This is a genomic window from Citrobacter youngae (assembly GCF_003818115.1).
Taxonomy (GTDB): Bacteria; Pseudomonadota; Gammaproteobacteria; order Enterobacterales; family Enterobacteriaceae; genus Citrobacter; species Citrobacter youngae.
The window spans coordinates 231,107-253,735 of record NZ_RPOI01000003.1 but is presented as its reverse complement, the minus strand read 5'-3'; the positions used below and the strand labels follow the sequence as shown (position 1 = coordinate 253,735).

General features: G+C 52.5%; 19 protein-coding genes, 3 tRNA genes and 1 pseudogene. 13 read left to right on the top strand and 10 right to left on the bottom strand.

Going from position 1 to position 22,629, the window contains the following annotated elements:
* The first annotated feature begins 208 nt into the window (after positions 1-208).
* Entirely contained in the window at positions 209-526 is a 318-nt protein-coding gene (gene sugE, locus EHN13_RS02170) for a quaternary ammonium compound efflux SMR transporter SugE (protein WP_000118520.1), read from the top strand.
* Here sugE and EHN13_RS02165 read toward each other — a convergent pair.
* Together EHN13_RS02165 and blaCMY are read right to left on the bottom strand one after the other, a co-directional pair.
* Positions 523-1,056 carry a lipocalin family protein gene (locus EHN13_RS02165; protein ID WP_124020801.1) on the bottom strand — a complete coding sequence of 178 codons (534 nt, stop codon included), beginning with the start codon at positions 1,054-1,056 and terminating at the stop codon, positions 523-525. The two genes, sugE and EHN13_RS02165, sit on opposite strands and share 4 nt — an antisense overlap.
* Before the next feature lie 93 nt (positions 1,057-1,149).
* On the bottom strand, positions 1,150-2,295 hold the full coding sequence (gene blaCMY / locus EHN13_RS02160; protein ID WP_115601116.1) for a CMY-2 family class C beta-lactamase: 1,146 nt from the start codon (positions 2,293-2,295) through the stop codon (positions 1,150-1,152).
* A gap of 131 nt (positions 2,296-2,426) precedes the next feature.
* Between blaCMY and ampR the strand changes: the two genes are divergently transcribed.
* Complete coding sequence (gene ampR, locus EHN13_RS02155; protein WP_101743239.1) at positions 2,427-3,302, top strand: LysR family transcriptional regulator AmpR; 876 nt, start codon at positions 2,427-2,429, stop codon at positions 3,300-3,302.
* Between the two features lie 41 nt (positions 3,303-3,343).
* On the opposite strand, the gene frdD is transcribed toward ampR, so the two are convergent.
* From frdD to frdA, 4 genes are read right to left on the bottom strand one after another with little or no spacing between them, the layout of a single operon-like run.
* Complete coding sequence (gene frdD / locus EHN13_RS02150; protein WP_048212909.1) at positions 3,344-3,703, bottom strand: fumarate reductase subunit FrdD; 360 nt, start codon at positions 3,701-3,703, stop codon at positions 3,344-3,346.
* A 10-nt stretch (positions 3,704-3,713) separates the two neighbouring features.
* Positions 3,714-4,109: a fumarate reductase subunit FrdC gene (frdC, locus tag EHN13_RS02145; RefSeq protein ID WP_048212908.1), complete on the bottom strand. Its 396-nt coding sequence runs from the start codon at positions 4,107-4,109 to the stop codon at positions 3,714-3,716.
* Positions 4,110-4,119: 10 nt separating this feature from the next.
* On the bottom strand, positions 4,120-4,854 hold the full coding sequence (frdB, locus tag EHN13_RS02140; RefSeq protein ID WP_048212907.1) for a fumarate reductase iron-sulfur protein: 735 nt from the start codon (positions 4,852-4,854) through the stop codon (positions 4,120-4,122).
* Entirely contained in the window at positions 4,847-6,637 is a 1,791-nt protein-coding gene (gene frdA, locus EHN13_RS02135) for a fumarate reductase (quinol) flavoprotein subunit (RefSeq protein WP_048212906.1), read from the bottom strand. Before frdA ends, frdB begins: the two co-directional genes overlap by 8 nt.
* Before the next feature lie 324 nt (positions 6,638-6,961).
* Between frdA and epmA the strand changes: the two genes are divergently transcribed.
* The 4 genes and pseudogenes from epmA to EHN13_RS02110 all read left to right on the top strand — a co-directional run bounded on the left by epmA (position 6,962) and on the right by EHN13_RS02110 (position 11,045).
* Entirely contained in the window at positions 6,962-7,939 is a 978-nt protein-coding gene (gene epmA, locus EHN13_RS02130) for an elongation factor P--(R)-beta-lysine ligase (protein WP_048212905.1), read from the top strand.
* A 216-nt stretch (positions 7,940-8,155) separates the two neighbouring features.
* Complete coding sequence (yjeM, locus tag EHN13_RS02125) at positions 8,156-9,658, top strand: glutamate/gamma-aminobutyrate family transporter YjeM (protein WP_124020800.1); 1,503 nt, start codon at positions 8,156-8,158, stop codon at positions 9,656-9,658.
* Between the two features lie 359 nt (positions 9,659-10,017).
* Positions 10,018-10,730, top strand: a pseudogene (locus EHN13_RS24515) (hypothetical protein).
* The gene (locus tag EHN13_RS02110; RefSeq protein WP_003025555.1) at positions 10,731-11,045 is read left to right on the top strand and encodes a YjeO family protein; all 315 of its coding nucleotides are present in this window, start codon (positions 10,731-10,733) and stop codon (positions 11,043-11,045) included.
* Between the two features lie 89 nt (positions 11,046-11,134).
* Here the strand turns inward: EHN13_RS02110 and mscM are convergent, their stop codons facing one another.
* The 3 genes from mscM to rsgA all read right to left on the bottom strand — a co-directional run bounded on the left by mscM (position 11,135) and on the right by rsgA (position 16,580).
* Complete coding sequence (mscM, locus tag EHN13_RS02105; protein WP_124020799.1) at positions 11,135-14,449, bottom strand: miniconductance mechanosensitive channel MscM; 3,315 nt, start codon at positions 14,447-14,449, stop codon at positions 11,135-11,137.
* 17 nt (positions 14,450-14,466) lie between these two features.
* On the bottom strand, positions 14,467-15,435 hold the full coding sequence (asd, locus tag EHN13_RS02100; protein WP_101743325.1) for an archaetidylserine decarboxylase: 969 nt from the start codon (positions 15,433-15,435) through the stop codon (positions 14,467-14,469).
* A gap of 92 nt (positions 15,436-15,527) precedes the next feature.
* On the bottom strand, positions 15,528-16,580 hold the full coding sequence (rsgA, locus tag EHN13_RS02095; RefSeq protein WP_061067093.1) for a small ribosomal subunit biogenesis GTPase RsgA: 1,053 nt from the start codon (positions 16,578-16,580) through the stop codon (positions 15,528-15,530).
* 106 nt (positions 16,581-16,686) lie between these two features.
* Here rsgA and orn point away from each other — a divergent pair, with 106 nt between their 5' ends.
* The 4 genes from orn to EHN13_RS02075 all read left to right on the top strand — a co-directional run bounded on the left by orn (position 16,687) and on the right by EHN13_RS02075 (position 17,893).
* On the top strand, positions 16,687-17,232 hold the full coding sequence (gene orn, locus EHN13_RS02090; protein WP_003839477.1) for an oligoribonuclease: 546 nt from the start codon (positions 16,687-16,689) through the stop codon (positions 17,230-17,232).
* Positions 17,233-17,473: 241 nt separating this feature from the next.
* A tRNA-Gly gene (locus tag EHN13_RS02085) sits at positions 17,474-17,549 on the top strand.
* Positions 17,550-17,586: 37 nt separating this feature from the next.
* Positions 17,587-17,662: transfer RNA gene (locus EHN13_RS02080), tRNA-Gly, on the top strand.
* 155 nt (positions 17,663-17,817) lie between these two features.
* Positions 17,818-17,893: transfer RNA gene (locus EHN13_RS02075), tRNA-Gly, on the top strand.
* A gap of 269 nt (positions 17,894-18,162) precedes the next feature.
* Here EHN13_RS02075 and queG read toward each other — a convergent pair.
* Entirely contained in the window at positions 18,163-19,302 is a 1,140-nt protein-coding gene (queG, locus tag EHN13_RS02070) for a tRNA epoxyqueuosine(34) reductase QueG (protein ID WP_124020798.1), read from the bottom strand.
* Here queG and nnr point away from each other — a divergent pair.
* The 3 genes from nnr to amiB are packed head-to-tail and all read left to right on the top strand — an operon-like array spanning position 19,301 to position 22,623.
* Positions 19,301-20,848: a bifunctional ADP-dependent NAD(P)H-hydrate dehydratase/NAD(P)H-hydrate epimerase gene (gene nnr / locus EHN13_RS02065; RefSeq protein ID WP_101742901.1), complete on the top strand. Its 1,548-nt coding sequence runs from the start codon at positions 19,301-19,303 to the stop codon at positions 20,846-20,848. The genes queG and nnr overlap by 2 nt on opposite strands.
* A complete protein-coding gene (gene tsaE, locus EHN13_RS02060) occupies positions 20,820-21,281 on the top strand; it encodes a tRNA (adenosine(37)-N6)-threonylcarbamoyltransferase complex ATPase subunit type 1 TsaE (RefSeq protein WP_048212897.1) in 462 nt (153 codons plus the stop codon). The genes nnr and tsaE overlap by 29 nt, the downstream gene beginning before the upstream one ends.
* Before the next feature lie 16 nt (positions 21,282-21,297).
* Positions 21,298-22,623 carry an N-acetylmuramoyl-L-alanine amidase AmiB gene (amiB, locus tag EHN13_RS02055; protein ID WP_124020797.1) on the top strand — a complete coding sequence of 442 codons (1,326 nt, stop codon included), beginning with the start codon at positions 21,298-21,300 and terminating at the stop codon, positions 22,621-22,623.
* The last annotated feature ends 6 nt before the right edge of the window (positions 22,624-22,629 follow it).

Sequence of the window (22,629 nt, the reverse complement as noted above, 5' to 3'; positions counted from 1 at the left end):
TCTTCATCATAGAGAAGTCCAATGTGAGCCAAATGCGGGAACTACGCCTCTAATTGGGCTTAATTCTTGCTTTAAGTAAGCAATGAATAAAAAGGTTGAAATTCATTTTCTCCCGGGCAAAAATGCCATTTCATACATCCGCTTTGCAGGACGACCTGCAAACGCATCTTTCACCCGGGGACGGCCCCATTGTGTACTGGAGCCAGTCATGTCCTGGATCGTTTTACTTATCGCGGGCCTGCTTGAAGTTGTCTGGGCTATTGGTCTGAAATATACCCACGGTTTTACCCGTTTAACGCCAAGTATTATCACCATTGCGGCGATGATCGTCAGTATCGCTATGCTTTCCTGGGCGATGAGAACGCTACCGGTTGGTACGGCTTATGCCGTCTGGACCGGGATTGGCGCGGTAGGGGCGGCCATTACAGGGATTTTGCTGCTGGGTGAATCTGCCAGCCCGGCGCGTTTGCTGAGCCTTGGGCTGATCGTTGCTGGCATTATTGGTCTGAAGCTGAGCACTCACTAAGCGCCAGGCTGTTTCACCCAAATCAGCTTATTCACCTCAAATCCCTCCCGGGTCGCGACTGCCAGCATCTGCTGTTTCATCTCATCTGAAATCGTTGGGGTGCGAGAGAGGATCCACAGATAGTCGCGATCCGGGCCGCAGACCAGCGCATGACGATATTCCCTATCGAGAGCAATCACGTTATACCCACCATAGAAAGGGCCAAAGAACGAGACCTTAAGAGCAGCCCGGCCAGGATCGCCGGTGAAATAGGCTTTGCCTTCCGTTTTTTGCCACATTTCCCTGTCAGGGTTATAGCCTTTGTTGATGACGTTGATCCCACCATCATCGCGCAGGCTGTAGGTTGCGGTCACTTTTTCCAGCCCACGTTCGAATCGATGGTCGAAACGCGCAATTTCATACCAGGTGCCCAGATAGCATTTGGCATCAAAGTTATTCACCACGGTAACGCCTTTCGGCGGTGTAGGAGAACTGCAGGCAACAACCAGAAATGCAGCCGTAACTGCAGCAACAACGGGCAGAATGCGCATGGGATATTCCTTGCTGTATTTTTGTTAAGTGTAGATGACAGCAGGAAAAGAAGTGGAAGAAAGGAGGCCCGACGGATCGGACCTCAACGCCGGTTACTGCAGTTTTTCAAGGATGCGCCATGCCGCGTCGACGCGAGCAGGATTCGGGTAGCTTTTATTGGCCAGCATCACGATGCCAAGATTTTTCTCCGGAATAAAAGCCACATAACTACCAAATCCGCCAGTCGAACCTGTTTTATGTACCCAGGAGGCTTTTACTGCGGGGGCAGGTGGGTTTACCTCAACGGCCGGAAGCGCCGCCAGAGCGATTTTACTGTCGCTGCCGTTGATAATAGTGTCTGCTTTTACCGGCCAGTTAAGCATTTCCCAGCCTAAGCCCTGGTACATCTCACCAATGCGCCAGTAACGTGACTGTGCGAGCCCGATGCCCTGCTGCAGGGTTTTCTCCTGCACGTGGCTGGCGTCCATATTGGCCTGAACCCAGCGAGCCATATCCATAATGCTGGATTTCACACCATACGCTTCGGCATCAAGCTGGCCTGGCGAAACATGTACGGGCTTGCCATCGCGATAGCCCCAGGCATAATCTCGTTGCTCGTTCTGCGGAACGGTAATCCAGGTGTGAGTGAGTTTTAATGGCTGCAGGACGCGTCTGATCATCGCCCCTTCGTAGCTCATTCCAGAGGGTTTCACCGCCAGTACGCCAAACAGACCAATGCTGGAGTTAGCATAGAGACGTTTAGCGCCCGGGGCCCACTGGGGTTGCCAGTTTTGATAAAAGCGCAGCAATGCGGTTTTATTCGTCACCTCGTCGGGGATCTGAAGCGGCAGGCCACCTGCCGTGTATGTGGCTAAGTGCAGCAGACTAATGTTCTGCCACTGTTTGCCTGTGAGTTCCGGCCAGTACCGGGTGACCGGATCGCTGAGTTTGATTTCGCCGCGGGCGATCGCATCGCCGCCCAGCACGCCATTGAAGGTCTTACTGACTGAACCGAGTTCGAACAGTGTGTTCTGTGTAATCGGACGATTATTGGCGATATCAGCTTTACCCCAGGTAAAGTAATACGGTTTTCCCTGGTAGATAACGGCCACGGCCATACCCGGAATAGCCTGCTCCTGCATCAACGGGGTGATGGTGCGATTAACGATATCGGCAATCTGTTGTTCTGTTTTTGCGGCGGCAAACGTGGAGAAAGAGGCTGTCAGCAGTAGTGCGCAGCATAACGATTTTTTCATCATGAAATCATTTCCGTAATAAAAAGCGAAAGGGTGTCCGGGCCCGTCAGACGCAATCAGTGTGTTTGATTTGCACCGTGTTGACAAACGGTTAAATTTAGCAGCAGATATAAGTTTTTCTAACAGGTTAGATGATGACGCGTAGCTATATCCCACTTAATTCTCTGCGGGCTTTTGAAGCGGCCGCCAGGCATCTCAGCTTTACCCGCGCAGCAATTGAGCTTAACGTGACGCATTCTGCCATCAGCCAGCATGTGAAAGCGTTGGAACAACAGCTGAATTGTCAGCTCTTTATTCGCGTTTCACGGGGCCTGATGCTCACGACAGAAGGTGAGAGTCTGTTACCTGTACTTAATGACTCTTTCGATCGTATGGCGGCAATGTTAGACCGCTTTGCCGGTAACCAGTCTCAGGAAAAACTGAAAATTGGTGTGGTGGGCACTTTTGCGGTGGGTTGCCTTTTCCCACTTCTACACGATTTTAAACGGTGTTATCCGTATATCGATTTACAGCTTTCCACGCATAATAACCGTGTTGATCCTGCTGCAGAGGGGCTGGATTATACCATTCGCTACGGAGGGGGAGCCTGGCACGATACTGATGCGCAATATTTATGTAGCGCGCTGATGTCTCCGCTTTGTTCACCCGAGCTGGCCTCTCAGATTCAGACTCCTGCAGATATCCTGAAATTTCCGCTATTACGATCGTATCGTCGTGATGAATGGGCGCTGTGGATGCAGGCCGCTGGAGAAGCGCCGCCGTCACCGACGCACAACGTGGTGGTGTTTGACTCGTCGGTCACCATGCTGGAAGCCGCGCAGGCGGGGATTGGTGTGGCAATCGCCCCGGTCAGAATGTTCACGCATTTACTCAGTAGTGAGCGTATCGTACAGCCGTTTTTAACGCAGATTGATCTGGGGAGTTACTGGATAACGCGTTTGCAATCTCGCCCGGAGACACCTGCGATGCGCGAGTTTTCTCGTTGGCTGATCGGGGTATTGCACAAATAAAAAGGCCCGCCAGTGGCGGGCCTAATAGGTAACAACTGCGATTAGATAGTCAGAATGCCAATCGCTGTTACAACGGTCAGGATAGCAGCCAGGCCGTAGAATACCCATTTGCCAGCAGGCACGTGGATTTTCAGGTCATGCATAGCGTGGTGCATACGGTGTAAACCACACCACAGCGGCAGAACGATCATCAGGAACAGAAATGCGCGTCCGATGAAGCTCTGGGCAAATGCCATAATGCGCTCATAGCTCAGCGCATCGCCCGGGAACAGACCCAGCGGCAGCATAATACCAACCAGCAGAACCACTACCGGCGCAATGATTGCGCCCCACATACCACCTGCACCAAACAGACCCCAGAATACAGGTTCGTCAGAGCGTTTTGGATTTGGATTAATCATCCCGGACTCCTTACCAGTACAGGGCTACATACAGTATGACTACGGTCACTACCGCAGTAACTACCCAGAGACCTTTGATGATCGGCTCTGGCCCCATTTTTTCGTCTTTTACGATGATGTTGGCGGCTTTCGGTGCCAGCTCAAACCAGGTTTTGGTATGCAGCAGTGCTGCAGCCAGGACAACCAGGTTGAGGATGACCACCACCGGGTTTTGCAAAAAGCCGACAAAGCCCATCCAGGACTCAGCACCATGCTTCAGAGCAAACAGGCCGAAAATCAGTTCAATACTGAACCAGACTGCCGGAACTGCCGTGCCTTCGCGCAGCATGTAAAAGCGATAAAATGGCAGCTTTTTCCACCAGGTGGACGTCATCGGCCGCACATAGGGTTTGCGTTTAGTCGTCATCATGCACTCCTTAGCGTGGTTTCAGGGTAGCGATAAGAAAGTCTTTTGAACTTTCAACTTTACCCTGCTGAATGGCCGCAGCCGGATCGACGTGTTTCGGGCAGACTTCGGAGCAGTAGCCCACGAAAGTACAGGTCCAGACGCCGTTCGGGCTGTTCAATTGAGCCATACGCTCCTTCTTACCGTGGTCGCGGCTATCTTCGTTGTAACGATGCGCCAGCGTAATCGCAGCCGGTCCAATGAACTCAGGGTTCAGGCCGAACTGCGGGCACGCGGCGTAGCACAGACCGCAGTTGATGCAACCGGAGAACTGATGATATTTCGCCATCTGCGCCGGAGTCTGGGTGTTTGGACCCTGATCCGGAGTACGCGGGTTACCAATGATATACGGCTTGATCGCTTCCAGACTTTCGATGAAGTGCGTCATATCGACGACCAGATCGCGTTCAATCGGGAAGTTGCCCAGCGCTTCAACCTTCATACCGTTGGTGTAATCACGCAGGAAGGTTTTGCACGCCAGTTTCGGCACGTTGTTGACCATCATGCCGCAAGAGCCGCAAATTGCCATACGGCAGGACCAGCGATAGCTCAGGTCTGGTGCCAGGTTATCTTTGATGTAGCCCAACGCATCCAGCAGAGACGTGGTTTCATCATAAGGAACTTCATAGAAAGCACTGTGCGGCGCGGTATCGGTTTCCGGGTTATAGCGCACCACCTCAACTTTCAGGTTTTTCAACTCAGCCATTCGCCTTCTCCTTCTTATCGGCTGCTTCCGCTTCGCCACCGTAAACACGTTTAGCCGGTGGCAGAGTGGTGATTTTCACGTCGCTGTATTCCAGGCGAGTCGTGCCGTCAGCATCGCGGAAGGCGAGGGTATGTTTGAGGAAGTTCACGTCGTCACGCTCGGTGCAGCCTTCATCCAGACGCTGGTGCGCGCCGCGGGATTCTTTACGTGCCAGCGCGGAGTGCGCCATACATTCGGCAACGTTCAGGCCGTGACCCAGTTCAATGGTGTACAGCAGGTCGGTGTTGAATACGCTGGAAGTATCAGTGATACGTACGCGCTTGAAGCGCTCCTGCAGTTCCGCCAGCTTATCAACGGTTTTCTGCATGAGTTCCGGTGTACGGTAGATGCCGCAACCTTCTTCCATGGAGATACCCATTTCGTCACGGATCTTAGACCAGTTTTCGTTACCTTCCTGGTTAACCAGATCTTTCAGACGTTTTTCAACGCCAGCAACCTGTGCATCAAGAGCGGCACTGTTTGCAGCGCCAGCTGTTGCAGCGCGTTCCGCAGCTTGTTCACCGGCCATACGACCGAAGACCACCAGTTCCGCCAGGGAGTTAGAGCCCAGACGGTTAGCGCCGTGCAGACCAACAGAGGAACATTCACCCACCGCGAACAGACCTTTAATACGGGTTTCGCAGTGCTGATCGGTTTCGATACCGCCCATGGTGTAGTGTGCGGTCGGGCGTACCGGGATCGGTTCTTTAACCGGATCGACACCCACGTAGGCTTTCGCCAGTTCGCAGATGAACGGTAAACGTTCGAGCAGTTTTTTCTCGCCGAGATGGCGCAGGTCGAGGTGAACAACATCGCCACGTGGGGTGGAGATGGTGTTGCCTTTACGCCATTCGTGCCAGAAAGCCTGAGAAACTTTGTCACGCGGACCGAGTTCCATGTATTTGTTTTTCGGCTCGCCCAGCGGAGTTTCTGGACCCATGCCGTAGTCTTGCAGATAACGGTAGCCATTTTTGTTGACCAGAATACCACCTTCACCACGGCAGCCTTCAGTCATCAGGATACCGGAACCAGGCAGACCTGTTGGGTGATACTGAACGAATTCCATATCACGCAGCGGAACGCCGTGGCTCAGCGCCATGCCCATACCGTCGCCGGTTACGATGCCGCCGTTGGTGTTGTAACGGTAAACACGACCCGCGCCGCCCGTTGCCATCACGACTGCGTTAGCACGGATTTGTACCAGGGTGCCTTCCATCATGTTCATGGCGACCAGGCCGCGAGCATGACCGTCGTCCACCAGGATATCCAGAACGAAGTGTTCATCAAAGCGCTGAATTTGCGGGAACTGCAAAGAAGTTTGGAACAGCGTATGCAGCATGTGGAAGCCGGTTTTATCCGCGGCAAACCAGGTACGCTCGATTTTCATGCCGCCGAAGCGACGTACGTTGACGCTACCGTCTTCACGGCGGCTCCATGGGCAGCCCCATTGTTCCAGTTGCGTCATTTCAGTTGGGCAGTGGTGGACAAAGTAATCCACGACATCCTGCTCACACAGCCAGTCTCCGCCTGCTACCGTATCGTGAAAATGGTAGTCAAAGCTGTCATGATCCTGCGCGACAGCAGCAGAGCCGCCTTCGGCAGCAACGGTATGGCTGCGCATTGGGTACACTTTTGAGATCAGTGCGATTTTAGCGTTGGGATTTGCTTGTGCGGCAGCAATTGCTGCACGCAATCCCGCGCCACCGGCGCCTATAATGGCAAGATCGGCTTGAAAGGTTTGCACGACATTCCTCCAGATTGTTGTTATTTCATCCCCGCCCGAATTCAGATGCTTAATCGGATTCAAACAGGTTATGAACGCGTTTCCACTGCTCCTTTATAGGTACAATAGTATAGTCTTAGGGATGTGAGGGAAATTTGACGTGTTCGATTTTTTTAGCGTATCAGAGGGCTGAATTATCATTGAATTTGATTAATTTAATTACTAAACCACCCAATGTTGCTTTTTTTACCCGTCAGCCAGTGTTTATTATTCCCGCGTGAAATTTGTCTCGCTAGCGCGATACGAGTAGACTTCGTGCCCTTGTCTGAAATCGGAGAAACAACCATGAGCGAAACGGCAACCTGGCAGCCGAGCGCGTCCATCCCCAATTTGTTAAAACGTGCAGCAATTATAGCGGAGATTCGTCGCTTTTTTGCCGATCGTGGAGTGCTTGAGGTTGAGACACCTTGCATGAGTCAGGCGACGGTAACGGACATCCACCTGTTCCCGTTCGAAACGCGTTTCGTTGGCCCTGGTCATTCCCAGGGGATGAACCTCTATTTAATGACCAGCCCGGAATACCATATGAAGCGCCTGCTGGTCGCAGGATGTGGCCCGGTGTATCAGCTATGTCGCAGCTTCCGTAATGAAGAGATGGGACGTCATCATAATCCTGAGTTCACCATGCTTGAGTGGTATCGCCCACACTACGACATGTATCGCCTGATGAACGAAGTGGATGATTTGCTGCAGCAAGTGCTGGATTGTTCACCTGCCGAAAGCCTTTCTTACCAGCAAGCTTTCCAGCGTCATCTGGAGATTGACCCGCTGTCTGCGGATAAAACCCAACTGCGGGAAGTGGCGGCGAAGCTGGATCTCAGCAATATCGCGGATACTGAAGAGGACCGGGATACCTTGCTGCAACTGCTGTTTACAATGGGCGTTGAGCCACATATTGGCAAAGACAAACCAACGTTTGTGTACCATTTCCCGGCCAGTCAGGCGTCACTGGCACAAATCAGTACCGAAGATCATCGCGTGGCTGAGCGTTTCGAGGTTTATTACAAAGGTATTGAGCTAGCGAATGGTTTCCATGAGTTGACTGATGCACGTGAACAGCAGCAACGATTCGAGCAGGATAATCGTAAACGTGCCGCGCGCGGCCTGCCGCAGCAGCCCATTGACACCAACCTGCTTGAAGCGTTGAAGGTTGGGATGCCGGATTGCTCTGGCGTGGCGCTGGGTGTTGACCGTCTGGTGATGCTGGCGCTGGGCGCTGAGAGTCTGGCTGACGTTATCGCCTTTACCGTCGATCGTGCATAACGGGTTATCCCTCTACAATACAAAGTGGCGATAAAACCGCCACTTTGTAGCACATTTTTTCACTTTCCCTCTAATGGCCACAATTTATATCTGGATATCTGATATCGTTTAGGTATCAATTCTGTGTTGATTTTTAATTGCTGAACTCTGCAAAGAGAGCGGTGCCAATCGGTGAGCGGCGTTTGCGAAACGCTTGCCAGAGTAAGGGATGGTTGAATGACCCAAACAATAAAGAAGATGAGCCTGCCAGGTCTCATCCTTATGATATTTACGTCAGTTTTTGGATTTGCCAATAGCCCTTCGGCTTTCTATTTAATGGGATACAGTGCTATTCCATGGTATGTATTTTCTGCATTATTATTCTTTATTCCATTTGCTTTAATGATGGCGGAAATGGGTTCCGCCTATCGGAAAGAAGAGGGCGGAATCTATTCGTGGATGAATAATAGCGTTGGACCTCGCTATGCCTTTATCGGCACCTTTATGTGGTTCTCCTCCTATGTTATCTGGATGGTCAGTACTGCCGCGAAAGTCTGGGTACCTTTTTCAACCTTCTTATTTGGCGCAGACATGACCCAGCACTGGCGTATCGCGGGGCTTGAGCCTACGCAAGTCGTCGGACTGCTCGCCGTTGGCTGGATGATTCTGGTGACCTGCGTGGCATCCCGGGGTATTAATAAGATTGCCCGTATTACGGCAGTAGGCGGAATTGCCGTAATGTGTCTTAATTTAGTTCTGTTGTTAGTGAGTGTCGCTATTTTGTTATTAACTGGTGGCCACTTTGCTCAGAATCTTAATTTTATCTCCTCGCCTAATCCGGGATATCAGTCCGGTCTGTCCATGCTGTCATTTGTGGTATTCGCCATTTTTGCTTACGGCGGAATAGAGGCCGTGGGTGGATTAGTTGATAAAACGGAAAAACCAGAAAAGAACTTTGCTAAAGGCATTGTTTTTGCCGCTATTGTCATTTCTGTTGGTTATTCACTGGCCATCTTTTTATGGGGCGTTAGCACCAACTGGCAGCAGGTATTAAGTAATAGCTCGGTCAACCTCGGCAATATTACTTATATCCTGATGAAGAGCCTCGGGATGACGTTGGGTAATGCGCTGCATCTTTCCCCTGAGACCGCGATGGTGATGGGCGTATGGTTCGCGCGTATCACCGGGCTTTCGATGTTCCTTGCCTATACCGGTGCTTTTTTTACCCTTAGCTACTCGCCGTTGAAAGCGATTATTCAGGGTACGCCGAAGGCATTGTGGCCCGCGCCGATGACCAAACTGAATGCGGTGGGGATGCCGACGACCGCAATGTGGTTGCAGTGTCTGCTGGTAAGCCTGTTTATCCTGCTGGTTTCGTTCGGCGGCGATACGGCTTCAGCGTTCTATAACAAATTGACCCTGATGGCGAACGTATCCATGACGCTGCCGTATTTGTTCCTGGCGCTGGCATTCCCATTCTTCAAATCCCGCGTGGGGTTGGAAAGACCGTTTGTTATTTTTAAAACCCGCGCGGCGACGCTACTGGCAACAGGCATGGTGGTGCTGGTGGTGACGTTTGCCAACGTATTTACCATTATTCAGCCAGTGATCGAGGCCGGAGACTGGAACAGCGCATTGTGGATGACCGGTGGCCCGATCTTCTTCTCACTGCTGGCGATGGCGATCTATCAGAACTACAGTCGCCGCGTTAACCGTCAGCCGGTTCTGGTGACAGAGTAAATTGGGCCGTTGTAGGCCGGATAAGGCAATGCAGCCATCCGGCAATCAGCATCGAATTGCCTGATGGCGCTACGCTTATCAGGCCTACAAGACCCACACTGTAGCCCGGCCTAACGCAGTGACGCCGGGATTTCCCGGTGCGAGTGTTAGCGACGTTATTACTCATACACATCGTCCATAAATAATATGGTATTTATGGACGATAGATTAGTGTTGTAATTATTTTTTAGATAAATGCTATTTACTGTGAATTATATCTTTAATCAATTGCTTTAAATGTTTTTGATATTTTATGTTTCTGTTTCTCGCTTAATGTAGTATCCAGTGGTTTACTTATCTTTTAAGCTAAGGACAGTGACATGCGTGATTCGGTTATTTTCTGTAAAGTCGATAGCTATGGTTTTCCACATTGGAATGGTGTGGATTTTCTTCGTTGGAAAACTCTTCCAACAAATTGGCGTTTTGATACAGGGACTGCACATTTATGGATATATAAAACAGCATGGTTAGTTTATCATAGAAATATGCTAAAAAAATCGGCTGAGGAAGCCCAAATCCCTCTATTGTTGTTGGCTGGTGTCGCTGCAGCAGAGGTGGGGGGACGCCAGAAAGATTTAAGTCAGTGGGTGTATTACAAGTCAGACAAATTCTGGAAACTATCTCGCGAAGGGAGGATAAGGCCTTATCTAATGCTACTTCAGTTGGTTCTATCGCAATACAGCTGGGTGTGGCCGCTAGCACGATGGGCATCAGGCCCGATAAGTTGACCTCTTTTGAGCAGTTTCAGCTATCGAATTGTCTGCTGGATAATCGCTTTAATATTCGGGTTGTCGCGTTTCATTTGCGCGATCTTATTATGTTAAGTTACCCTGGGAAAGATACTGCTCATCTTACCGATGAGCAAATTATTATTATTGGCTCAAGATATAATCGTGGTACCCAACGAGAAATTCAAAGCATTACTGATTCTATTTCTGCTCCGGTTGGTACTAAACAGCGTGAATACAGTGAGTATGGGCGGCGAATTATTGAGAAAAAGACAGCAATAATGGAAATTATGCGAGGAGGATGAATGAATTCGAAAGCCATATCGCTGAATGTTATCTGGGGAACAGTAAGTTTCGTTCTGATTATTATTTTCTCTACCCAGGATAAAGAGTGGTTTATCGATGGGCTGGGGGTTAATAATATTTGTGACCTGATGACCTATGTTGAAAGTGATGATATCCGTGATGCTGGTATTATCTTCACGCTCCCGCTTTTTATTCCCTATATCTATGTCATTGCATACAGGAAGCAGCGTAGTTTCTGGCAGTTACTGACGGTGACGGTATTGGTTTGCTTTTGGCTATGGCGCTTCTTCCTGCGATACCAGTTCTGCCTGTAATCCAATAGTCTGGTAGCCCGGCCTAACGTAGTGACGCCGGGATTTCCCCTGTGTCGGTGCCAGCGCCCCTCGTCCGGGCTACTCAGGTATTACAAACTTCCCGCCGGGCGACTGCCTCTGCCCGCAGAACTTAACGTTCTCCCCGTTTGCTTACCCCCCAGACTCTCCAGACGCATCTGGAATGGTGGGAACGGCATATCGATACCGTGCTCGCGGAAGCCTGCCAGAATCAGCTGGTGTATCTCGTGGCGCAGTGGCATACGGTGCCCCATCTCTGCGGCATAAATACGCAGTTCGAAGATTTGAATCCCCTGCTGCAGATCAACCAGAAAGACTTCTGGCGCCGGGTTATCGATAACCAGCGAACAGCGGTGGGCGGCGGTAAGCAGGATTTGTGTGACTTCCTCGCTGTTAGCTTCCGACGGCGCCGGGATAGTTAACACGACACGCGTGACCGAGTCAGATAGTGACCAGTTGATAAACTGCTCGGTGATGAACGCTTTGTTGGGCACGATGATCTCTTTGCGGTCCCAGTCGCTGATGGTCGTGGCGCGGGTATTAATTTTCGTCACGCTACCGGTGAGATCGCGAATGGTCACCGTGTCGCCAATACGGATTGGTTTTTCAAACAGGATGATCAGGCCGGAAATAAAGTTGGCGAAGATCTCCTGCAAGCCAAAGCCTAGCCCGACACCGAGAGCCGCCACCAGCCACTGCAGTTTGGACCACTCAATACCGATCATCGAGAAGCCCACCAGGCCGCCAATCAGCATCAGCAGATATTTGGTGATGGTGGTGATGGCATAACCGGTGCCGGGGGTTAAATCCAGGTGCTGCAGCAACGCCAGCTCCAGCAATGCGGGCAGGTTTCGCACCAACTGCGTCGTGATGATAAACACCAGAATCGCAATTAACACCGCACCCAGTGTAATGGGCTCTAAACTTTCCACGCCCTGCACCGTGGAGGTGACATCCCATAGTGAGATATTTTCCAGGAAGCCGAAAGCGGAATGAATTTCTGACCACAGCACGATAACCGAAAGCAGGGCGATAAGCATCAGGATAGAACGTACCAGGCGCAGCGATTGCGCGCTGATTGCATCCAGATCCACTTCGCTTTCATCTACATCAATCGTACCTTCAAGGCTGGTGGAATGAGGTGGTTCTTCTTCGCCCCGCGCACGCTGCGCCAGCATTTCGGCGCGTCGATGTTTGGCGCGGTCAAACGCCAGGCGGCGGCGCTGAATTAGCATCCAGCGGCGGATGACGTGATACACCACCAGTAATAAGAACCAAATCGCCACGGATGTTTCCAGGCGTGCCAGCAGGGCTTGCGATGTGGCGAGATAACCCACTGCCGCGGCGAGAATAGCAATCAGCGGCGCGCCCATCAGCATATTCCACAGCATGCTATTGACCATGTTATCGCTGTTGCCCTCTTTATCGAGGTACAGCGGTATCCCGGCGCGTTTCAGGCTCAGGGTCACGACCGCCAGCGCACCGCAAATCAGAATAAAGCACAGACGTCCCAGTGAGGCGGAGAATTCCCGGTCATTGAGATTATCAAACATAATCACCGCCATGATCAGCGGGACAATCAGTCCGATGCTCATCAGGTAGTAGTGCATAGCTTTCGCGACGCGGTTACGTGGCCAGCCAAAGTGGGCAATGAACAGACCGTTGGGACGCGCAAAGGTGGCGCAAATCATTACCGCCCATAGCATAGGCACCGTGGCGGTTACGCCATCGCCGATAGCAACAGCCAGCGGGTAAGGCCAGGCTTCCTGCAACCCGTAACCGAGCGTTGCCCACAGTACCGGTAACGGCGAAGCGACGAGTATTGACCAGAAAACCGTGCGTATCGTCAACCAGAAGTGGTCCTGGGTGACTTTCCCGACCCGCGCTGATGAACGTTCCAGAAAGCGAGTAAAGTGTTTACGTGAAGAAAGGCTAAACCCAACCAGCACCAGTGCACCGAACAGTGGTAGCAGCGTTTCCTTGCTGGTCAGCATCATGATAGTGGCTTTGCCAAGCTGATTAAATGTATCGAGTGAGATCAGACGGCGCAGATCCTGAACAATATCGACGGGCCAGGAGAGCGAGATGGGGCTGACGTCTGATGTCCAGAACAGATAACGGTGCGTCGCCTCGTTGACCTCTTTCAGGGCGTCTTCCAGTTGGCTATTGGAGACTTTTAGCTTAGTGAGCTCGAGGATCAGCGTATCGCCACCCTGTAGCAGAGAGTTCAGCAGTTCACGCTGAGTGCGCAACTGGGCGTTGAGAATGCTGCTCTGCTCAGCGGTTAGTGGTTGCCCGTCGGCCTGGTGAATTTGACGTAATTGCGGCTGCTTGTTGAGGAGGTCTTCATAGCGCATACGGTGTACGCGCAGCTGCGCCATTTCGGTATCTAACTGCTGGGGTTTGGGCATTTCTGGCAGACGAGAAACTTGTGCACGCAGTGCTTCTCCCAGCATATTTGAAACCCCAAGCCACTGAGACTGCTCTCGCAGCGTATTCAAGGCCTGACGTACCTGCAACGTTTGGCTGGTGGCCTGACGCTGCTGCGAGGCGACCAGGTCCATACGTTGCGCCTGCTGGTTCAAGGCCTGAGACAACTCGCGGTTAACCTTGAACTGATCGACAATACCTTCCGGCAGTCCCGCGCTGTTTTCTGCCAACAGTTCCGTGCTCTCCAGCGCACGTTCGGCTTCACGCTGGCGCTGGCTGTTGAGTTGGTTGCGTAATGCTTGCAGATAAGCGTCGAGTTGTTGGCTCTGCTTTTCTGCCAGTTCGGAGCGCATTCGCGCCAGTTCCTGGCGGTTGTTTGCGGAAAGCTGCGCCAGCTCCAGTTCATCGACCTGGGCTTTAAGTTTGGCGGATTCAGCTTGCATCGCTTGATTCTGCGCGGAATTGCCGTTGGCGGTACCAATGCGCCGCTCAAGCTCATTGAGCTGGCGGCGGGCATCGGTTTGCTGTTGAGGAAGCTGGCTTAACGAGTCGGCGATTTCCCGGGCGCGATCCTGCTCCTGTTGAGCCTGGCGGCTTTTATCCAGTAACTGACTGCTGACCTGAAGGATTTCCTGGTTTAATGCATCCGTCGTGAGGCCGGTCGGTACGCTACGCGGTTCGTCGCGCAGGTTGTTTAGCTGCGCGCGTAATGTTGCGGACAGCTTGGGGAAGTTATCGATAACCTGCTGATATTGTTCAGCACGCTCAAGGGAGCCTTTCCGCTCTTCGAGAGCATTCAGCGCGGACTGGAGCGCCTCGACGGTTTCTGGCTGAGCGGGTTTTGCCGCCTTTGCCTGCTCCAGTTCCTGGGTGAGTTGTTTGGCATCGGGGGCCGTCGCAGCGTACGCCCCCAGGCTGAGGCACCAGGCCATCAGAAAAGTGATAATCAGGCGCACAGCAGCGATTCCTATGTTTAACTTTCGTCTTTTTTGTCGTCAACCAGCGGGCTGGCGTCGTGTTCTGCTTCGATCTCTTCTTTCGGCAATGGCGCGAGTTCTGCCTCTGGCGTCACGAAGGTCTCGGTAGAGATGGCCATCGGCTGGCCGATTTTGGTCACGGAAAGATCCTGCAACTGCTCAACCAGGTTAACTTTGCCAGGTGCGAACAGGTTGATGACGGTAGAACCGAGCTTAAAGCGGCCCATTTCCTGACCTTTCAGCAGCGCCACCGACCCTTCGCTTTCGCCTTCCGGCCATGTCCAGCGTTTGATGACGCCTTCACGCGGTGGGGTAATGGTGCCAGCCCATACGGTTTCAATGCTGCCGACGATGGTCGCGCCGACCAGAATCTGCACCATCGGGCCGAATTCGGTATCAAACAGGCAAATAACACGTTCGTTGCGGGCAAACAGGTTCGGCACGTTCTGCGCGGTCAGGATGTTCACAGAGAAGAGATCGCCCGGTACATACATCATTTCACGCAGGATACCGTTACACGGCATGTGTACACGGTGGTAATCGCGAGGAGACAAGTAAGTGGTCACAAACGTACCGTTGCGGAATTTGTCCGCCATCTGGTAGTTGCCGGCCAGCAGCGCTTCCAGGGTATAGCTGTGCCCTTTGGCCTGTAGCAGTTTGTCTTCTTCAATGTTGCCTAACTGGTTAATCACGCCGTCAGCGGGCATGACCAGGACGTTTGGATCGGTGTTGATCGGGCGTGCGTCGTCGCGCAACGGGCGAACAAAGAAGTCGTTAAAGGTGCGATAGCTGGCAGTGTCCGGCTTTTGCGCCTCTTTCATGTCGACCTTGTAGTATTTCACGAACAGATCGATAACCAGTTTAGTCAGCCATCCCGCTCGTTTGCTCGCACCCCAACCCGCCAGGCGAGTGAGCCATAGTTTCGGCAGAATGTATTGTAGCGAAAGCTTAAATGAGTTTAACAAGGTAGCCTCCAGGCCATAATTTGTTCCCGATCCGGCATGTGGGCCGGATCCTGAAAAAAGGGGGACGATTCTAGCGATGCTTAGCTTAGTTGTCAGTCGTCTGTATCAGAAAAGTTTTTACGCGTTTTTACCTGCGCCATGCTTTCCAGGATGCGGTGATAATTTTCAAACCGAACCTCAGCAATTTTCCCTTCCTCGACAGCTTCACGAATTGCACAGCCCGGATCTGCATCATGTTTACAGTCGCGGTACTTGCAATGACCTAAATAGTCATGAAATTCGACAAAGCCATCAGTGATTTGTTCCGGTTCAAGATGCCACAGCCCAAACTCACGTACACCGGGGGAGTCGATGACATCGCCGCCGTGAGGGAAGTGGTACAGGCGAGAAGCTGTTGTGGTGTGCTGCCCAAGACCAGAGTTGTCGGAGACATCATTGGTCAGGATCTCTTCCTGCAGGCCGAGAAGGTTATTGAGCAGGCTGGATTTGCCTACGCCCGACTGACCGGCGAAAATGCTGATGCGATCGGTTAATGCTTCTTCAAGCGGTTTCAGACCGTCTTTAGTGCGGCTTGAGACCATCAACACGCGATAACCAATGTGGCGATAAATATCCATCTGCTCGTTAACGAAGGCCATACCTTCGTCGTCCAGCAGATCAATTTTGTTGAGTACGATGATGGGCTCTACGTGCAAGGTTTCGCAAGCCACCAGATAGCGGTCGATAATATTCAGTGACAGCTCAGGTAAGATGGCTGAGACAATTACGATTTGATCGATGTTGGCCGCAATGGGTTTCACCCCGTCGTAAAAGTCCGGGCGAGTGAGTACTGAGGTACGCTCATGTACCGCCTCAACGATCCCTTTAACATTCACGCCCTCTGCTGCCGCTTTACCCGGACGCCAGACTACACGATCGCCGGTAACCAGCGAACGAATGGTACGGCGGATGTTGCAACGGTGAATTTCCCCGTCAGCAGATTCTACGTCGGCATGCATGCCAAAACGGCTGATAACGATGCCTTCAGCGGTCTCGCCAAACAGGTTGTCGTCGTAGTCGGGCTTCTCCGCGGACGTTTTAAGACGACGCTGGTGATTGGCGTTCACGCGGCGCTGTTGGCCTTTGGAGAGTTTATTCTTACTCAATCGGACTGGCTCCTGGTCGCCCATAATGGGCAAAACATTTATGATACACGCAATTTTAGATGAATATAGTCACACTGAATGTGACGTCTGAAGGGTGGAAAATAGCATGAGTGCCAATGAAAACAACCTGATTTGGATCGATCTGGAGATGACAGGTCTGGATCCCGAGCGCGATCGCATTATTGAGATCGCTACGCTAGTGACTGATGCCAACCTGAATATCCTGGCTGAAGGACCGACAATTGCGGTGCATCAGTCTGATGAGCAACTGGCGTTAATGGATGACTGGAACGTACGTACGCATACCGGAAGTGGGCTGGTGGAACGCGTAAAAGCGAGCACCATGGGCGATCGTGAAGCCGAACTGGCGACGCTGGCCTTTTTAAAAGAGTGGGTTCCGGAAGGGAAATCACCTATCTGTGGCAACAGCATCGGCCAGGATCGCCGTTTCCTGTTTAAATACATGCCGGAGCTGGAGGCGTATTTCCATTATCGCTATCTGGACGTCAGCACGCTCAAAGAACTGGCACGTCGTTGGAAGCCGGAGATCCTGGCTGGCTTCACCAAGCAGGGAACGCATCAGGCGATGGATGACATTCGTGAATCTGTTGCTGAGCTTGCTTACTATCGCGAACATTTCATTAAGCTTTGATTTTGTGGATTGCCGGGTGGCGGCTACGCCTTACCCGGCCTACGAATATCGTTCCTGTGAGCTTGCACTGAGGCAGAATTGTCGCTAAATTAGACGACTTGCCGATAAATTCATCACTTAAACAGAAAAATGAGAAAATCGCTTTTCGGGGGGTTGCAGCTAAGCGGATTTCTCGTATAATGCGCCTCCCGTAACGACAGAGAATTACGCGTTACGGCAGCAACAAAAGCAGTACAGATTTGCGGGAATAGCTCAGTTGGTAGAGCACGACCTTGCCAAGGTCGGGGTCGCGAGTTCGAGTCTCGTTTCCCGCTCCAAAATTTGAAAATGCTTGTAAAGCAAAGACACACCCAAGCGGGAATAGCTCAGTTGGTAGAGCACGACCTTGCCAAGGTCGGGGTCGCGAGTTCGAGTCTCGTTTCCCGCTCCAAAATTTGAAAGTGCTTATAAGCACAGACCACCAATCGCAGGATTTCGAATTGCGACAAGGCGGCAACTGAATGAGTCCTTAGGAGCTTACTGAAGTAAGTGACTCAGGTGAATGAAGGCAGCCAACGCAGTAGCAGTTCGAAAGACGAAGATTATGCGGGAATAGCTCAGTTGGTAGAGCACGACCTTGCCAAGGTCGGGGTCGCGAGTTCGAGTCTCGTTTCCCGCTCCAAATTCTTACCCCAATAAAAATATCCACAACGAATAATCGCGTTGGGGACGTTTTGTTTCGTCATTGACATACTCTTGTAAACAGACTTATCCACAGGCTCGGGTATTATTCCTGGAATACAAAAAACTTCGCTGGGTGAATAGTATCATTTTAACTATTTGAAATTATTGAATTAATTATCATTTCAAATTGTTAATGCGATCACTTGACGATTTTTTCCCTCTTGAATATCAATGTGTTTTTATTTTTATACACAAGCTGTGGATGACTTACGCGTCGCGCGGCAGACCCTTTTCAATGACCCTGACCAAACGTTGTTTCTTCGGTAACTGCACCTCAACTACGCAGGCATTTCGCTTCTCGATTTGCTGAGCAACCGCCCAGTCTATGTGTTCGTCGAGAAGTGGGTGCTCACCTCTGCGACTTTCCAGAGCGTGAATAACCGCGTCATCCCATGGGGCATTACCCAACGCAACGGCGATATTTCGCAGCCAGCGCAGGTGGCCAATACGGCGAATGGCAGAACCTTCCGTGACTTTTAAAAACCACGCTTCGCTCCAGCTAAACAGCTCTATTAACTCCGGAGCATGAAGTTGCTTGCGGGGGGAGAAGTCATCCTCTGTCGTCAACTGCGAATAGCGGTTCCATGGGCAAATGAGCTGACAATCATCGCAGCCGTAAATTCGATTCCCCAACAGAGGACGAAATTCTTCCGGGATAGCACCTTCCAGTTCGATAGTGAGATACGAGATACAGCGGCGTGCGTCTACCGTGTAGGGTTCCACGATGGCCCCGGTGGGACAGATGGTCATACAGGCAACACATTTCCCGCATCCTTCTTCGACTGGCTTATCGACCGGCAGGGGCACGTCGATCAGTAATTCCCCGAGGAAGAAAAATGAACCTGCTTCGCGATTGAGGATAAGTGAGTGCTTACCTGTCCAGCCAAGTCCGGCTTTTTCCGCCAAAGGACGCTCAAGAATGGGCGCGGAATCGACAAAAGGTCTAAAATTCAGCGAAACGCAGTGCTGTTGAATCCTCTCTCCCAGCTTTTTTAAGCGGTTACGCAGTAGCTTATGGTAGTCGCGCCCAAGCGCGTAACGGCTGACGTAACCGAGTGAGGGGTTTTTCAACGTGCTGGCAAAGGCGGCATTAGCAGGCAGATAGTTCATACGTACGCTGATGACGCGTAGCGTACCGGGTAATAATTCGTGAGGTCGGGCGCGCATCATGCCGTGACGGGCCATCCAGTCCATCTCGCCGTGGTATTGTTTATCCAGCCAGGCCTGCAGTTTGGGCTCCGCTTCGCTGAGGTCGGTATCGGCAATACCGACCTGCTGAAAGCCAAGCTCCAGCCCCCACTGCTTAATATTTTGCGCTAACTGATTGAGATCGAGGGGCTCTGACATGACGGATCATACAATGAAGAAAAACCCCGCAAGTATACCACACTCCATCTGGCACGCCGATGACATCAGGCGGATGGAGCGAGAGGCGGCAGACAGTTTAGGGCTGACGTTGTATGAGCTGATGCAACGGGCGGGAGAGGCGGCGTTTCAGGTCACCCGCGAGGCCTATCCGAATGCCCAACACTGGCTGGTGCTCTGCGGTCATGGCAACAACGGCGGTGATGGTTACGTGGTGGCAAGACTTGCCAAAGCGCTGGGGCTTGAAGTCACGTTGCTGGCGCAGGAGGGTGACAAGCCACTCCCCGAGGAGGCGCAGCAGGCGCACGACGCCTGGCTTAACGCCGGTGGCGTGATTCATGCTGCGGATATTAACTGGCCAGACAGCGTGGACGTCATTATTGATGCGCTGTCAGGTACTGGCTTAAAAAACGCGCCGCGTGAACCTCTCCCGGCGTTGATCGAACGTGCCAATAGCCACCCAGCCCCTACAATCGCAATCGACATTCCATCCGGCCTACTGGCGCAGACAGGGGCGACGCCGGGGGCTGTCATCAACGCTGCGCACACCGTTACCTTTATTGCGCTCAAGCCTGGTCTGCTCACCGGTAAAGCACGCGATGTCACCGGACGTCTGCATGTTAACGCACTCGGGCTGGACGACTGGCTGGCGGGGCAGAACGCGCCATTGCAACGTTTTGATGCTCAACAGCTTACGCACTGGCTAACGCCGCGTCGACCCACCTCGCACAAGGGCTCCCACGGTCGGCTGGTGATTATCGGTGGTGATCACGGTACGGCAGGGGCAATACGCATGGCCGGGGAAGCTGCGCTGCGCGCAGGAGCCGGGCTGGTCAAAGTGCTGACGCGCAGTGAAAACATTGCGCCTGTTCTGACTGCCAGACCAGAACTGATGGTCGATGCGCTGACGCCGCAGACGCTGGAAGAGAGCCTGGCGTGGGCGGATGTGGTGGTGATAGGCCCAGGGCTTGGTCAGCAGGAGTGGGGCAAAAAAGCGCTGCAAAAAGTGGAGAATTTTCGCAAACCGATGCTCTGGGATGCGGATGCGCTGAACCTGCTGGCAATCAATCCCGATAAACGTCACAATCGCGTGATCACGCCGCATCCTGGTGAAGCCGCGCGACTGCTGGGCTGTTCCATTGCAGAAATTGAAGACGATCGCTTACTTTGTGCGCAACGTCTGGTAAAACGGTACGGCGGCGTGGTTGTGCTGAAAGGCGCGGGTACGGTTGTTGCTGCTGAACAGGCTGAGCTGGGTATTATTGATACCGGCAATGCCGGGATGGCCAGCGGCGGAATGGGTGATGTGCTTTCCGGTATTATTGGCGCATTGCTCGGACAGAAGCTTACCCCGTATGATGCAGCCTGTGCGGGATGTGTTGCGCATGGTGCGGCAGCGGATGTGCTGGCGGCGCGTTTTGGTACGCGTGGCATGCTGGCGACAGATCTCTTTACCACGCTACAGCGTATTGTTAACCCTGATGTGATTGACGTTTATCATGATGAATCGAGTAATTCCACTACCTGATGAACAGGCGACTTTAGACCTGGGACTGCGGGTAGCTAAAGCCTGTGACGGCGCGACGGTAATTTATTTGTACGGCGACCTGGGGGCGGGTAAAACCACTTTCAGCCGGGGATTCCTGCAGGCGTTAGGCCACAAAGGTAATGTAAAAAGCCCCACCTACACGCTGGTTGAACCCTATGCGCTCGATAATTTGATGGTATATCACTTCGATCTGTACCGACTTGCGGACCCGGAGGAGCTGGAATTTATGGGGATCCGCGATTATTTTGCCAATGATGCCATCTGCCTGGTGGAATGGCCGCAACAAGGTAAAGGTGTACTACCAGACCCGGACGTCGAAATACACATTGAATATCAGGCGCAAGGTCGTGAGGCGCGCGTAAGTGCTGTCTCCTCATCGGGTGAATTATTGCTGGCGCGTTTAGCCGATTAACCTTAAGGGTGGCGGGATGATTTATCGCATCAGAAACTGGCTGATGGCAACCCTGGTCCTGCTGTGCGCGCAGGCAGGGGCCGCCAGCCTCTCCGATCTTCAGGTTTCCAATGGCGATCAACAGGCGCGGATTACGCTGAGCTTTATTGGCGATCCTGAATACGCCGTGACTCAGGACGGGAAACGAACCGTCGCGTTGGATATTAAACAAACCGGTGTGATTCAGGGATTACCGCTGCTGTTTAGCGGCAATAATCTGGTGAAATCTATCCGTTCCGGCACGCCAAAAGATGCGCAGTCTCTGCGCCTGGTGGTGGATTTAACCGAGAACGGCAAAGCCGAAGCCGTTAAACGTCAGAACGGTGGCAATTATACCGTTGTGTTTACCATCAAAGCGGATGCGCCACCGCCGCCACCGCCAGTGGTTGCGAAGCGTGTTGAAGCGCCGGTTGTCGCCCCTCGTCCTGCCGAGCCTGCGCGTAACCCGTTTAAAGCGGAAAATGATCGCACGACGATCGTTACTAACAGTAATACCTCCACACGACCTGCGGCGCGCGCCAGCACCGGTAACGGCGATAAAGTGGTTATTGCCATTGATGCCGGACACGGCGGGCAGGATCCTGGCGCGATTGGCCCTGGCGGCACGCGTGAGAAAAACGTCACGATTGCCGTGGCGCGCAAACTGCGCAGCTTGCTCAATGATGACCCGATGTTTAAAGGGGTACTCACCCGTGATGGCGATTACTTTATCTCGGTGATGGGCCGTTCTGATGTTGCGCGTAAACAAAACGCCAATTTCCTGGTCTCTATTCATGCGGATGCCGCGCCAAACCGGGATGCCACCGGCGCTTCCGTCTGGGTTCTGTCAAACCGTCGGGCGAACAGTGAGATGGCCGGCTGGCTGGAACAGCACGAGAAGCAATCAGAGCTGTTGGGCGGCGCGGGCGATGTGCTGGCAAACAGCCAGTCCGATCCTTATCTCAGCCAGGCCGTGCTGGACCTGCAGTTCGGCCATTCGCAACGTGTCGGGTATGATGTGGCGACCAGCATGATCGGCCAGTTAGAACGTATTGGCTCGATGCATAAGCGTCGTCCTGAACACGCCAGTCTGGGGGTATTACGTTCGCCTGATATCCCGTCAGTGCTGGTTGAGACCGGCTTTATCAGTAACAACAGCGAAGAGCGTCTGTTGGCGAGTGATGATTATCAGCAGCAGCTGGCCGAGGCGATTTACAAAGGATTGCGTAACTATTTCCAGGCGCACCCAATGCAAACCGGGCCGCAGGGCGCACAGGCGCAAACCGCCAGTGCGGTATCGCCTGGTAACACGTTAACAAATTAAGGATTA

Coding starts and splice junctions, on each gene's coding strand:
- EHN13_RS02110 (WP_003025555.1), top strand. CDS start 10,731: ATGAATTCGAAAGCCATATCGCTGAATGTTATCTGGGGAACAGTAAGT.
- frdC (WP_048212908.1), bottom strand. CDS start 4,109: ATGACGACTAAACGCAAACCCTATGTGCGGCCGATGACGTCCACCTGG.
- yjeM (WP_124020800.1), top strand. CDS start 8,156: ATGACCCAAACAATAAAGAAGATGAGCCTGCCAGGTCTCATCCTTATG.
- sugE (WP_000118520.1), top strand. CDS start 209: ATGTCCTGGATCGTTTTACTTATCGCGGGCCTGCTTGAAGTTGTCTGG.
- nnr (WP_101742901.1), top strand. CDS start 19,301: ATGACGGATCATACAATGAAGAAAAACCCCGCAAGTATACCACACTCC.
- ampR (WP_101743239.1), top strand. CDS start 2,427: ATGACGCGTAGCTATATCCCACTTAATTCTCTGCGGGCTTTTGAAGCG.
- orn (WP_003839477.1), top strand. CDS start 16,687: ATGAGTGCCAATGAAAACAACCTGATTTGGATCGATCTGGAGATGACA.
- amiB (WP_124020797.1), top strand. CDS start 21,298: ATGATTTATCGCATCAGAAACTGGCTGATGGCAACCCTGGTCCTGCTG.
- epmA (WP_048212905.1), top strand. CDS start 6,962: ATGAGCGAAACGGCAACCTGGCAGCCGAGCGCGTCCATCCCCAATTTG.
- EHN13_RS02165 (WP_124020801.1), bottom strand. CDS start 1,056: ATGCGCATTCTGCCCGTTGTTGCTGCAGTTACGGCTGCATTTCTGGTT.
- blaCMY (WP_115601116.1), bottom strand. CDS start 2,295: ATGATGAAAAAATCGTTATGCTGCGCACTACTGCTGACAGCCTCTTTC.
- tsaE (WP_048212897.1), top strand. CDS start 20,820: ATGATGAATCGAGTAATTCCACTACCTGATGAACAGGCGACTTTAGAC.
- frdB (WP_048212907.1), bottom strand. CDS start 4,854: ATGGCTGAGTTGAAAAACCTGAAAGTTGAGGTGGTGCGCTATAACCCG.
- frdD (WP_048212909.1), bottom strand. CDS start 3,703: ATGATTAATCCAAATCCAAAACGCTCTGACGAACCTGTATTCTGGGGT.
- queG (WP_124020798.1), bottom strand. CDS start 19,302: ATGTCAGAGCCCCTCGATCTCAATCAGTTAGCGCAAAATATTAAGCAG.